The sequence below is a fragment of the Myxococcus xanthus genome (assembly GCF_013116825.1).
In the GTDB taxonomy this organism is placed as follows: domain Bacteria; phylum Myxococcota; class Myxococcia; order Myxococcales; family Myxococcaceae; genus Myxococcus; species Myxococcus xanthus_B.
The window spans coordinates 1-12,652 of the sequence record NZ_JABFNS010000194.1 but is presented as its reverse complement, the minus strand read 5'-3'; the positions used below and the strand labels follow the sequence as shown (position 1 = coordinate 12,652).

Annotated in this window: 12 protein-coding genes; 8 read left to right on the top strand and 4 right to left on the bottom strand. The window is 70.8% G+C overall.

Translation table 11 applies throughout. The features are described from left to right. Positions 1–554, top strand: a 554-nt coding sequence (locus tag HNV26_RS34630) for an energy transducer TonB (RefSeq protein WP_171452972.1), incomplete at its 5' end; no start/stop codon positions are given. Positions 555–564: 10 nt separating this feature from the next. On the opposite strand, the gene HNV26_RS34625 is transcribed toward HNV26_RS34630, so the two are convergent. Beyond that, on the bottom strand, positions 565–1,056 hold the full coding sequence (locus HNV26_RS34625) for a MarR family winged helix-turn-helix transcriptional regulator (RefSeq protein WP_011556416.1): 492 nt from the start codon (positions 1,054–1,056) through the stop codon (positions 565–567). Positions 1,057–1,240: 184 nt separating this feature from the next. Here HNV26_RS34625 and HNV26_RS34620 point away from each other — a divergent pair, with 184 nt between their 5' ends. Then, positions 1,241–2,644 carry a TolC family protein gene (locus HNV26_RS34620; RefSeq protein WP_171444388.1) on the top strand — a complete coding sequence of 468 codons (1,404 nt, stop codon included), beginning with the start codon at positions 1,241–1,243 and terminating at the stop codon, positions 2,642–2,644. Positions 2,645–2,789: 145 nt separating this feature from the next. Next, the gene (locus HNV26_RS34615; protein ID WP_216613017.1) at positions 2,790–2,999 is read left to right on the top strand and encodes a hypothetical protein; all 210 of its coding nucleotides are present in this window, start codon (positions 2,790–2,792) and stop codon (positions 2,997–2,999) included. A gap of 23 nt (positions 3,000–3,022) precedes the next feature. Here the strand turns inward: HNV26_RS34615 and HNV26_RS34610 are convergent, their stop codons facing one another. Continuing rightward, positions 3,023–4,072, bottom strand: a complete 1,050-nt coding sequence (locus tag HNV26_RS34610; protein WP_171444387.1) for a Rieske 2Fe-2S domain-containing protein — start codon at positions 4,070–4,072, stop codon at positions 3,023–3,025. Between HNV26_RS34610 and HNV26_RS34605 the strand changes: the two genes are divergently transcribed. Further along, a complete protein-coding gene (locus HNV26_RS34605) occupies positions 4,050–5,081 on the top strand; it encodes a DUF547 domain-containing protein (protein WP_216613016.1) in 1,032 nt (343 codons plus the stop codon). The genes HNV26_RS34610 and HNV26_RS34605 overlap by 23 nt on opposite strands. Before the next feature lie 6 nt (positions 5,082–5,087). On the opposite strand, the gene HNV26_RS34600 is transcribed toward HNV26_RS34605, so the two are convergent. Further along, positions 5,088–7,913, bottom strand: coding sequence for a cation-translocating P-type ATPase (locus HNV26_RS34600; protein ID WP_171444386.1), 2,826 nt, complete (start codon positions 7,911–7,913; stop codon positions 5,088–5,090). A 282-nt stretch (positions 7,914–8,195) separates the two neighbouring features. Next, entirely contained in the window at positions 8,196–9,281 is a 1,086-nt protein-coding gene (locus HNV26_RS34595) for a Gfo/Idh/MocA family protein (RefSeq protein WP_171444385.1), read from the bottom strand. Positions 9,282–9,431: 150 nt separating this feature from the next. Here HNV26_RS34595 and HNV26_RS34590 point away from each other — a divergent pair, with 150 nt between their 5' ends. The 4 genes from HNV26_RS34590 to HNV26_RS34575 all read left to right on the top strand — a co-directional run. After that, on the top strand, positions 9,432–10,574 hold the full coding sequence (locus HNV26_RS34590) for a HEAT repeat domain-containing protein (RefSeq protein WP_436410074.1): 1,143 nt from the start codon (positions 9,432–9,434) through the stop codon (positions 10,572–10,574). After that, on the top strand, positions 10,574–11,560 hold the full coding sequence (locus HNV26_RS34585) for a HEAT repeat domain-containing protein (protein ID WP_171444383.1): 987 nt from the start codon (positions 10,574–10,576) through the stop codon (positions 11,558–11,560). Before HNV26_RS34590 ends, HNV26_RS34585 begins: the two co-directional genes overlap by 1 nt. 50 nt (positions 11,561–11,610) lie before the next feature. Next, the gene (locus HNV26_RS34580; RefSeq protein ID WP_171444382.1) at positions 11,611–12,159 is read left to right on the top strand and encodes a M23 family metallopeptidase; all 549 of its coding nucleotides are present in this window, start codon (positions 11,611–11,613) and stop codon (positions 12,157–12,159) included. A gap of 210 nt (positions 12,160–12,369) precedes the next feature. Next, positions 12,370–12,652: VOC family protein (locus HNV26_RS34575; RefSeq protein WP_253817329.1), on the top strand; the 283-nt coding region annotated here is incomplete at its 3' end.

Genomic DNA, 12,652 nt, shown 5'->3' with positions numbered 1-12,652 from the left:
AGCCCAGGGTGGTGAAGCCGCCGCCGGTGAAGGTGGCCGAGGCGCCCAAGCCGCTGCCCCCGCCGCCCGTGGACGCGCCGCCTCCGCCCAACGACACCCCGCCGCCGGAGCCGCAGGCCAAGCCGCCGCCGCTCGTGGTGGGCATGACGATGTCCTCCACCACCAGCGCGGGCTCGTTCGCCGCGCCCGTGGGCAACACCGCGTATGGCAGGACAGGCCCCACCGCGAAGGACCCCAAGGACGTGAAGGGGTACAGCGCGCCGAAGTACGCGCCCATCTACCAGGTGGACTCGGAGCCCACGGTGGCCTCCGAGGTGAAGATTCCGTATCCGGAGGAAGCGCGCCGCGCGGGCGTGGAGGGCACCGTCACGCTCTCCATCACCATCAACCACGAGGGCAAGGTGGTGGCGGTGAAGATTCTCAAGGGGCCCGGCTACGGCCTCAACGAGGCGGCGCGGGATGCCATCCGCCGCTTCCGCTTCAAGCCCGCCATCAAGGGTGGCGAGCCCGTCTCCACGGAGATGAAGTACTCGTACACCTTCCTGCTGGACTGACGCGGGGCGCCTACTGCGCCCCTAGCGCGCGGCGCATGATGTCGCGCAGCGCGCACAGGTCCTCTTCCGGCAGGCCGCAGATGGCGTCCGGCGGCTCGAAGATGCGCTCCAGCAGCCGCTCGCGCAGCGCAGCGCCGTCCTCCGTCAGGACCAGCATCTTCACCCGCCGGTCCTGCTCGGAGCTGCGGCGCACCACCAGTCCGCGCGCCTCCATCCGGTCCACCAGGCCCGTGACGTTGGACGCGTCGCACGACAGGTAGGCAGCCAGCGTGCTCATGGCCAGCGGCCCTTCCCCCAGCTGCCGCAACACGTGCGCCTGCACCGGCGACAGGTCGAACTCCGCCGCCAGTGCGGGGAAGTTGCGCATGTGCGTGTGCATCAGCTCGAAGAGGAGTGTCCACGCCTGGCGTGGCAAGTCACCCGCGGGGCCGGCCTGCCCGGGCCCACTCCCCGGCTTCGTCTTCCGCTCCAACTGCTCGCCGCTCCCGTTCATGCCTCTCATGTTATGTCACCTGAGCCACCTAAACAATTGACCTCATCAACTATTGAGGGATACTACATTCCGGAGCTTCCAAATTCGGACGTCATGGACTATGGCTGCCGACCCGAGGCTCGAACCCGTAGCAAGTCCATCCTGGACGCAGTGGCCCCCGCCGGCGTGGGCCCTTGAGGAGGTAGAGGCGGTCATGAGTTCATTCCTGGCGCTGTCCCTGGCGGCCACCCTGGCCGCGGCACCGCCGCCGACGCTGACCCTGGAGGACGCGCTCAACCGCGCCCGCAAGGAGAACCTGGACCTCAAGGCCGCACAGGCCCGCCTCGCTCAGGCGGATACCGCGTCGCGCAAGGCCTGGGCCGGCTACCTCCCCAACGTCACCGTCAACGGCGCCATCACCCGAAACTCCATCGAAGCGGTGATTCCCGCGGGTCCGCTCGCGCCCGTGGAAATCGTCATCCAGCCGCGGGTGCAGATGCAGGCCCAGGGCCAGGTGCGGCAGGCCATCATCGCCCCGCAGCTGTGGGCCGGCATCCAGGCCGCCTACAAGGCGGAGCGCGTGGCGGAGCTCAACGTGGAGCAGGCGCGGCGCGAAATCTTCTTCGGCGTGGCGCAGGCGTACTACGGCACCGTGGCGCAGGCACAGGCCGTGGCGGTGCAGGAGCGGCTGGTGGAGCTCAACAGCGCGCGCGCCAAGGACACGCAGGTCCGCTTCGAGGCGGGGACGGTGACGCGCGTGGCGCTGCTGCGCGCCGAGCAGGACCTGGCCCGTGCGGAGCAGGACCTGATCCGCGCGCGCAACGCGGAGGCGTCCGCCAAGCTGGTGCTGGCCACCCTGCTGGCGCTGGACGACCCGAACTTCGACGTGGCGCCGCCGCCGGAGCCCCAGGTGCCGGAGAAGACGGACACCCACGTGCTCGTCGAGCGCTCGCTTGAGCAGCGCGCGGACGTCGCCGCGGCGCGTGAGTCCGTGGAGCTGGCGAGAATCAACAAGCGCGGCGTGTGGTTCAGCTACCTGCCCAACGTGCAGGTCTCCGGCACCTACAACATCAGCAACGCGGCGGGCCTCGTGGGCTCCAACCGCATCTGGCTCATCACCCTGGGCGCCAGTTGGACGTTGTGGGACGGCGGCCTGCGTGAGGCCAACCTGCAGGAGGCCTCGGCCGTCATCGCGGAGAACCGGGCGCTGCAGCGCAAGGCGGAGCTCACCGCGCGCCAGGAAGTGAATACCGCGCAGCTCGACCTGGAGAGCGCCCTGGCCAACCGCCTCAAGGCCTCGCAGGCCGTGGAGCTGGCGCGCGAGTCCCAGCGCCTCACCGAGGTCTCCTTCAAGGAAGGCGTGGCCACGTACCTGGAGGTCGCGGACGCGAACACCGCGCTGACCCAGGCGGAGATTGGCCTGGTGGGTGAGCGGCTGCAGGCCTCGCTCGCCGGCCTGCGCCTGCTGCGCGCGGTGGGCGCGTTCGGCGCCCGTCCCCTGACGGCGGACCTGAAGGTGGAGACCTCGGAGGCGCCGTTCCTCCAGCCGCTGCCAGAGCAGACGCAGCCGACGCAGCCCACCCAGGAAGGGCCGGCGGACGCCCCCCGGCAGCCGTAATTCCGCGCGGCCTCCCGGCGCCCGCCATTCCCAGGCGCCGGGTTGCCCGCCGTGGAAGGTGGGCGGCGAGCGCCGGTTGTGAGCGGCCTTCGCCAGCCCCACCCTCGTGGAGAGAGGCATCACACCCTTTCCCGAGGAGGACGTCATGGCGGAAGGACAGTGGGGCAACTGCAAGGGCTGCCGTTACTTCGCCAACCAGACCCCCCAGAGCGCCGGCGAGACGCACCGCTGCATGCAGCCGGAGCTGGCCGAGTTCGAATTGGAGGTATCCGGAGAAAGCGGCTGCAACGCCTACGAGGCGCGCACCGGTGTGGCCACTCCGGCATACGAAGAGCCCTCTCCTTCACTGCACTGAGCGCGAGCGCGCCCTGGGGGCCTTCAGCCGCCCGGGGCCTCGCGGGTGAGCGGCACCACGGCCCCCGTCATCTTCGGACCGGCGCCGTAGTAGATGCGCTCCAGGAGCCGCCGCTGGTGCACCAGCGGCGCGTCGAAACGGTCCAACCGCATGCCCTTGTGACTGTAGGGCGTGTCCGCCACGGTGGTGATGAAGCGCGCGTCGTCGCGCACCTCCCACCAGGTGAGCGCCATGGCCGCCCGCGCCGCCACGGGGAGCAGCGGACGCAGCAGCGGCTGTTCGGTGCGCAGGAATGAGAAGACGTGCAGGCGCGTGGTGCGCGCCGTCTCCGGCACGAAGAAGATGTTCGCCCGGGTGATGAAGGGGCGCGGCGAGCCGTCCGGCGCCACCCAGCAGATGGTGTACTGGCTGCGCACCGGGTCGAAGCGCGTCACCCAGTCGTTCTGGAAGAAGTCACCGTCTCGCACGCCCAGCACCGCCATGATGGGCGCGGGCCGCTGCGGGGCGCGGTAGTGCACCTCCGTGCGGTCCTCCAGGTTGCGCGCCTCGAACTCCACCCGGCCCGCGTTCGGGTCGTCCCAGCCCAGCCGGGTGTGGACGTAGGGCGTGTGCTCGTCCTCGCTGAAGTTGTCGAGCGACACGTGCAGCGGCGCCGCGAAGTGCGTGGAGAACGCGCCGCCGAAGACGTAGCCCTCCTCGCCCATGTCGGGCATGGCCGAAAGCGGCGTGTCCCGCTCGGCCAGCCAGAGGTAGCCGTAGCGCTCCACCACCTGGAAGCTGCGCGCGTCACAGTGGCGCAGCTCCGGCTGGCTGGGGTTGCTGCCGCGCCCCTGCGCGTCGAAGCGCCAGCCGTGGTACGGACACTGGAGCCGGCCGTCCGCGCGCACCGTCCCCTTGGACAGCGGCGCGAAGCGATGGGGGCAGGCATCCGCGAGCGCCGCGGGCTGCCCCGTGCCATCTCGGAAGAGCGCGTAGGCGCGGCCCGCCACCTCCACGCGGACCGGCCGGGTGCCCAGCGCGCGGGCGGAGAGCACCGGATGAAAGTGACGGATGACCTTGGGGGTAGGCTCCATGAGGGCCCAGTATAAATCGACGACTATCCCTGCTTGGAATGGACTCCGAGTTACGCGGGGTGAACTGGAGGGCCGGGCAGCCCCCTTCCCCCTGGGTTATGCTCCCGCCCCCGTGGCCACCGCTCCCGCTCCTCGCCGTCGTCCCCACGTCTTCGCCGTGCTGCTCGCCGTGGCCGCGTTGCTGGGCGCGGGAGGCGCGCTGCATGTCCAGGGCCTCTTGCCCGCGCGTGTGCCCTCCCCCGCCACCCCGTTCAGCTACCACGACTATGAGAAGGTGCTGCGGCACGTGCGCCCGGACGGGGACGTGGACTTCGCCTCGGTGGGGCGCGAGCGCAAGACGCTGGACGGCTTCGTCGACTCGCTGGCGTCGTTCTCCCCCCACAACCGCCCGGACGTCTTTCCCACGCCGGAGGACGCGCTGGCCTACTGGCTCAACGCCTACAACGCGCTCGTGCTCCAGCAGGTGGTGGACGGCTACCCGTACCTCGAAACCGTGCAGCAGCCGGTGCTGGGACGCTTCTTCTGGGGCCGCTCCTGGGCGGTGGGCGGTGAGCGGCTGACGCTGTGGGCGCTGCACAACCGCGTGCTGCGCCGCGAGTTCGCCGACCCGCGCATCCACCTGGCGCTCTTCCAGGCCGCGCGCGGAGGCCCCCGGCTGGACGGCTCGCACTTCCAGCCGGAGTTCCTGGACTCACAGCTCAACGAGGCCGGACGCCGCTTCGTGGGCGACCGGCGCAACGTGCGGCTGGAGCGGGACACCGTCTACCTGACGTCGCTCTTCGAGGAGTACCGCGAGGACTTCCTCGCGGCGCTGCCCGAGGGCCGCGGCGGCAACGTGCTCCAGTTCGTCTGGGCCTTCCTGCCGGACACCTGCGAGGAGCGCCCGGGCTGCGACACCCGCAGTGACCTGGACCGCGCCTGCGGCCCCCGGCTGGACCAGTGCCGCATCGCCTTCATGGAGCGGGACTGGACGCTGCCGGACGCCGCCGCCCGGCCCGCGCGTCCCTGAGCCGCCTCACGTGGACACACGCTCGCGCGGCCGCGCGGCGCCGCGCCCTGATGAAGCGTCCGTGTCGTCCTTGCGCTGCCGCAGCCACTTCTCCAGCCCCACCACCGGCAGCACGACCGCGCCCACCAGGATGGACAGGCCCACGTCCTCCAAGCCCAGGGGCGCGGTGCCGAACACGCGCTGCATGAAGGGCAGATACATGAAGGCCACCTGGAGCAGCACCAGCAGGCCCATGCCCACGAACACCGAGCGGTTGCTGAAGAGGCCCACCTTGCGCACCGAGCCCATGAGGCTGCGGCACATGAACAGGTAGAACATCTGGAAGCTGATGACGGTGTTCACCGCCATCGTCTGGGCCTCGGCCAGCGCGTGCGCGTGTCCCGTGCGAGGAATGTCCCGGCGGTACTCCCACAGGAAGAGGCCGATGGCGCCCGCGGCCATCAGCAACGCCACCAGTCCGGTGCGCATCACCACGAAGCGGTTGAGCACCGGCGCCCCGGGGTCCCTGGGTGCCCTGCGCATGACGTCCGGCTCCCGGGCCTCGAAGGCCAGCGGCAGCGCCAGAGACACCGTGGCCACCAGGTTTATCCAGAGCAGCTGCGTGGGCAGCATGGCCATCAGCGGCACCAGCCGTCCGCCCACCTCCTGGATGGGGAAGAGGGACACGCCGAACAGCAGGATGAGCGCCAGCCCCAGGTTGGTGGGCAGGACGAAGGCCAGCGACTTGATGAGGTTGTCGTAGACGCGCCGCCCCTCCTCCACCGCCGCGACGATGGAGGCGAAGTTGTCATCCGTCAGCACGATGTCCGCCGCGTCCTTCGCCACCGCCGTGCCGGTGATGCCCATGGCCACGCCGATGTTGGCCTGCTTGAGCGCGGGCGCGTCGTTGACGCCGTCCCCCGTCATGGCCACCACGTGCTGCCGGCGCTGGAGCGCGCGCACCAGCCGCAGCTTGTGCTCGGGCGCCACCCGCGCGAAGACGTTGGAGCGCAGGGCCACCTCCTCCAGCGCCGCGTCATCCGTGGTGGCCAGCCGCGCGCCCGTGACGCCCTCCTCCCCCGGCTTCAGCAGGCCCAACTGCGCGCCGATGGCCGCCGCCGTGGAGGGGTGGTCACCGGTAATCATCTTCACCGTGATTCCCGCCTCGTGGCAGGCGCGCACCGCGGCCATGGCCTCCTCGCGCGGCGGGTCAATCATCCCCTCCAGGCCGAGCAGCCGCAGGCCGCCCTCGACGTCCTCCAGGCGCAGCGCGACGTGTGACGCCGACACCTCCCGGTATGCCACCGCGAGCACACGCATGCCCTGCCGCGCCAGGCCGTCCACCTCCGCCAGCACCGTGCTGGACGAGCAGCCGTCATCCAGGGCGCAGCGGCGCAGTACGACTTCCGGCGCCCCCTTGAGCAGGATGCGGCGGCCGCCCTTCCCGTCATCGTGCAGGGTGGCCATGAACTGGTTCTCCGACTCGAAGGGGATGGCGTCCACGCGCGGGTGCGCCTGCCGGACGTCGTCCACGCGCATGCCCGCCTTCTCCGCCGCCACCAGCAGGGCGGCCTCGGTGGGGTCGCCCGTCATGTCCCACTGTCCATCGCGGGGCTGGAGCGCGGCGTCGTTGCACAGCACGCCCGCCAGCAGCAGCTCACACACGTCCGGCGGCGGCGCCTCCAACGGCGGCCCTCCTCGCGTCAGCGTCCCCTTGGGGGCGTAGCCCACGCCGCTGAGCGCGTAGCGCCCGTGGGTCGTCCACAAGGCCTGCACCGTCATCTCATTGCGGGTGAGCGTGCCCGTCTTGTCCGTACAGATGACGGTGGTGCTGCCCAACGTCTCCACCGCGGGCAGCTTGCGGATGACGGCGCGCCGGGCGGCCATGCGTTGCACGCCAATGGCCAAGGCGATCGTGACGATGGCGGGCAGCCCTTCTGGAATGGCGGCGACGGCCAGCGTAATCGCCACCACGACGGCCTCGCTCAGCGCGTAGCCACGCACCAGCCCCACCCCCAGCAGCGCGGCGGAGATCACCAGGATGCCCAGGGTGATGTACTTGCCGATGACGGCCAGCGCCTTGGTGAGCGGCGTCTGGAGGTCGGTGGCCTCGCGGAGCAGCGTGGAGATGCGGCCCAGCTCGGTGGCCTGCCCGGTGGCCACCACCACCGCGGTGGCGGAGCCGGACGTCACCAGCGTGCCACCGAAGAGCAGGCTGGCCCGGTCCCCCAGCTCCGCGTCCTCCGGCACGGGCGCCACGGCCTTCTGCGCGGGCACGGACTCGCCCGTGAGCGCGGCCTCCTCCACCATGAGGTTGCGCGCGGAGAGCAGCCGCATGTCCGCGGGCACCTTGTCACCCGGCGCCAGCTCCATGACGTCGCCCGGCACGCCCTGCGCCGCGGGGACCCGCAGCTTGCGGCCCGCGCGAATCACCGTGGCGTTCTCCGGCACCATGCGGCTGAGCGACGCAATGGCCTTCCCCGCGCGGTACTCCTGCACGAAGCCGATGAGGGTGTTGAGCACCACCACCGCGGCCACCACCAGCCCGTCCGTCACCTTCCCCATGATGACGGCCAGCACCGCGGAGGCGATGAGCACCCAGATGAAGGGGCTGTTCACCTGCCGCCACAGCAGCTTCAGCGGGCCGTCCCTCTGGGCGCGCTCCAGCACGTTGGGGCCATGGCGCGACAGGCGCTCGCGCGCCTCCTCGTCCGTCAGCCCTTCGGCCGCGCTCCCGAGCGACGTCAGCACCTGGTCCGGTGACAGCGCGTGCCACGGGGGCTTCGTGCCAGCAGGCGGCCCGGCGGGCGCTGGTGCATCCGGTCGTTCGGGTGCGGCGGGCTGGTCTTTCATCCGGTGGCTCCTTCCCATGCAATCTGGCAATGGTCGCGCGCATCTCCACCTGGGCAGTGGGCGGGTGGACATCACACGGCCCCCCAGGTCCATTGTTCAGGACGAAGAGGGATAGAAAGGCGCCCGTGAAGGTGGGCCCGGGTTGAATCCCCCACGAAGTCACTCTGCCACGGACAATAGGTCCGGGAGGCACGAGTGATTGTGAAACATAGGAGGCCTCACCCTCCTCCTGAGGCTGTCGCCCTGAAGCCCACCGTGTCCTCCGGGATGGGAGGGGAGCACTTACGGCCCGGAGGACAGGCGAATCCATTGGCGCTCCGCGTGTGAGCGACGAGCCGCATCCAACACCCGTTGGTTGCGCCAGCCGTCCTCCAGCGTGGCCGCGTCCTCCACCGAGGCGCGGCCTTCGCGCAGGGCCTGCGTCAGCGCACCGGCCAGCAGCAGGAAGCCGCGCGCCCACTCGTTGTCTGGCAGGCCGGGTGGAAGCGGCGGTTCCTCGGGAAGCGCCACCCGCTCCCAGGCACGTGTCCCCACCGTGGAGCGCCACAGCTCGCGGCCCTCCACGCGCAGGCCCCCGCGCGCGCAGGACACCTCGACGCCGTGCACCGGCTTGCCGGGGGACACCATCGACATCTCGATAGCGGCCGTCGTCGCACCGAAGCGGAGCAGCAGCCGCGCCTCGTCGTCGCTCGTCACCGGGCGCGACTGTCCCGTGAGCGCGTCGGGCCGCTCGGGCGTGTGCGTGGCCAGCTCGCCCAGCACCTCGTCGGGCTCGGCGCCCAGCATGAAGCGCAGCGTGTCCACCGCGTGCGAGCCGATGGCGCCCAGGAGCCCGCCTCCTTGCGACGCGTCCGACCACCAGTCCCACGGCCGCTCCGGCGAGGCGCGGTTGTCGTTGCGATAGAAGACACGCGCGCCACGCACCGCGCCCAGCTCACCAGAACGCAGCAGGGCTCGCATCCGCTGCCGCGCGGGCAGGAAGCGCAGCTCATGGTCCAGCAGCGCCAGGACACGCCGCTCACGGGCCGCGTGCCACATGGCCTCCGCTTCCCTCGCATCCAGCGCGGTGGGCTTCTCACACAGCACCGCCTTGCTCGCCTCCAGCGCGGCCAGGGTGATGTCCCGGTGCAGCGCGGGCGGCGTGGAGATGCACACGCACGTCACCTCCGGCCGTGACACCACCTCGCGCCAGTCCGTCGTCACATGTGGCACGCCCAGCTGCCGGCCCGCCGCCTCCACCTTCTCGCGCCGCGCGCTGGCCAGGCTCACCACCTCCACGCCTGGCAATGCGCGCAGCGCGGGGATTTGCGTGGTGCGCGCGAAGCCCGCGCCAATGACACCCATTCGAACCGTGCGTGCCGTGGACATTTCTGTCTCCCTTGAAGCGATGACGCGACGCGCAGGCTGAGTTCTGGGGGCCCCCATTGCCAAGGCCCTCAAATTCAAAGTATCCAAGAATTCGCAGGATTCACTGACTCAGCCCCTCCCCTGATGACTTCCAGAAACCTTCGTTGGACCGTGGCCGCAGGCGTCTTGCTGGTCGCGGCGGCCGTGGCATTGCTGTGGCCACGGACTGGCCCCTCTCTTCCCGGCGAGCCCGTACCGGCCGAGCCCACCGCCTCGGCGGCCTCCGGCCCTCGCGGCACGCCCGGTGTTGGCACCCCAGGCGCCACACCCTCGGAGCCCGAGCCCGCGGTGGAGCAGATCCCCATGCCTGGGTGCTGGGACGGCCTACATGCCTTCGACGCCGCGGTGTCCATGGACTCGTTCCGGAAGGCGCTGACGACGGCCATTGGAAACGGAGACCGGTACCTGGCGGCCTACCTCCAGGAGCGGCTGACGGAGCTGGTGGGCAACGACGCGACCCGCGCGCTCCAGGTGTTGGAGTGGGCCAAGGGCGCCAGCGGACCGGAGTTGGGCATCTACATGGACGCGCTGAAGGCCGCGCCCGCGGTGCATGCGCCGCAGGTGGCGCAGAGCCTGATGAAGCTGGGCGAGGACCCAGGTGCGCCCTTGCAGACGCGCTCCGCCGCGCTGGACGCACTGGAGACGCAACGGAAGCTGGCGCCGGGAGACATCCAGCGACTCAAGAAGCTGGCGCTGGACGAGACGCTGGACTCCACCGCCTGGGTGGCCACGCGCACGCTGGGCCGGGTGATGAAGGAGGACTACGAGCGCACCGGCACCTTCGAGCCCTACTGGAAGGAGCTCCTGGACATCGGCGGTACGTCCGACGACATGGCCGTGCGGCTGCTCGCGCTGGAGATGCCGTCGTATTCGAACCCCGTCATCGGCGCGGAGTCCTTCGACTCGCTCAAGCGCATCCTCTCCAGCGACCGCGAGCGGGACGTGCGGGAGATGGCGGCCTTCCGGCTGGGTGTCACCCGCGAGCCGGAGAAGGCGATGGAGATCCTCCGCGCCGCCTTCCTGGCCGAGCATGACCTCTGCGTGCGCTGGGCCATCTTCCGCTTCGCCGTGCGCGCGGGCGGCGACAAGGCGCTGCCGATGCTGGAGCAGTTCGCCGCGAAGGACCCGCGCTTCACGCAGGACTACCTGGAGTTCCAAGCCCTCTACGCGTCGGGCACGGTGGACTTCGCCCGCATCTGGCTGGGCAAGCGCGAGCACCACAACTGCCTGGTCGAAGAAGGAGCGCCGCACTGATGTCCCCCCTGTCGATGAAGCGAATGGGGCGCGCGGCGCTCCTGGTGGCCCTCTCGTCCCTGACGCCCGTGGCGGCGCGCGCCGAGGCGACGCTCCGCCCCGCGCAATGCACGGTGCAGGGCATGCTGGACGACGTGCGCGTGGCGATGAAGAACGGCTCCCCCGCGCTGAAGCGCTACGTGAAGATGCGGCTGAAGGAAGCCGCGCTCGCCATGCCCGCCGAGTCACTGCTGGCGGCGCTGCAAGGTGAGCGGGACCCGGAGGTGCTGGAGGCCCTGGGCGCGGCGCTGGCCACCAAGGCGAGCAACGCGGAGAACCCCGGCCTCATCCAGCCGCTGCTCGCCCGGGCCACCGGGGATTCGGACCCGGCGCTGCGCGCGGCGGCGGTGCGGGGCCTGCGCGGCGTGCCCTCCGTCGAGTTCATGGAGAAGAACGGCGGCGTGGTGACGTACGAGCAGTTGGTGCGCGACGCATCCCCCGAGGTACGCGCGGCGGTGGCGGACAACATCGTCTCCGAGAGCGCGGACGTCTACAGCGGCCATGACCGCCGGGTGTCGGAGGCGGCGGTGTCGGTGGCATCGGCATCGGAAGACCCGGCGGTGGCGGCGAAGCTGCTGCGTGAGGTCTCCATGGAGGCCGTGGGCCACGAGGCGGTGGAGCAGGTGACGCGTCAGCTGCGCTCGGAGAACCCGGAGCTGCGCGCGGCGGCGGCCACGGCGCTGGGCGGCGTGCCCGGCGGCGAGTCCGCGGGCGCGCGGGGCTCGCTGGTGGACCTGTTCCGCGAAGACAAGGACCCGGCGGTGCGCAAGGCGGCGCTCCAGGGGATTGCCCGGCTGGGGCAGGCCCACGCGGTGCCCGTGCTGGAATCCTTGCGCGGCGTGGACCGCGCCATGGACGCGGAAATCGACGCCTGGGTGTCCGTCCTGAAGCTCAACCTCCAGGAGTGGGAGCTGGTGCTGCGCGAGAAGCAGCGCCGCCGGAGGTGACCCCTGCTTCACCGCAGTACGCAGCGCTACACCAACGAGGGAGTCTCTTGATGAAGACGATGAAGCTGACCATGGCGGGCCTGGCGCTCGCCGCCGCGGGCTGGGCCACCTCTGTCACGGCCGCGACGGCCGTGGGGCCCATCTGTGACACCGCCGCGCGCGTGGGTTCGACGACGTACTACTCGTGCTCGGGCAGCAGCCACAACGCGCTCGACATGAGCAACGGCACCTGCAGCGTGTGGAACCACCGCGGAATGATCAACGTCAGCCGCTACTACGCCTACTACGGCGGCTGTGCGAACAACTGCAGCGGCGGCACGAGCTGCAACGGCGGCGCGGGTAACTACTACGTCGTCACGGGTGGCAGTGGCTGGGACTTCCGTCAGCTCCACCTGAACTCCAACGCGTCGTCGGGCTCCAAGACGTGCGACCGCTGCGCGCTGGGGCTCGTGGGCTCCACGGGTAACTCCACGGGCGCGCACGTCCACGCGGACAACCGTCAGTACGGCACGCGCAAGACGGCCTGGTACGCCAACGTCGGCACCACCTGCGGCTCCAGCGCGTACTGCAGCAACCGCGTCGGCACACCCACGCTGTAGTCGCTCCGCAGCCTGCTTCACCCACACCCCGCCCCGTCCCGGTGCCGCGAAGCACTGGGGCGGGGTTTCTCGTGTCGGGGCATGGCCCGCCCGCGAGTGAACACCGGCCCGCCCCAAGGGACACCGCACATTGACGCCGCACTTCACATGGCCGCACCGTGGAGCAGCCCAGCAGTCTCGCGTTCCATCCCATTCAGGAGCGTGCGCGCCATGCCTTCGACCTCTCCAGGAGCAGGAGTACGCGGCATCGACCATGTCGGCGTGACGGTGCCGGACCTCCAAGCGGCAACGGCCTTCTTCATCGAAGCCCTTGGCGCCGAAGTCCTCTACGACAGCCTGGCGAAAGGCCAGCCGCCTCAGGAAGGCCCGGACCTGCAACGGCGCCTGCGCTTCCTCCCCGGCTCCAGCATCCGCGCGATGCGGCTGCTCCGCCTGGGCAACGGCCCAAGCCTCGAGCTGTTCGAATACGCCGCCCCAGAGCAGCGCCCACCCG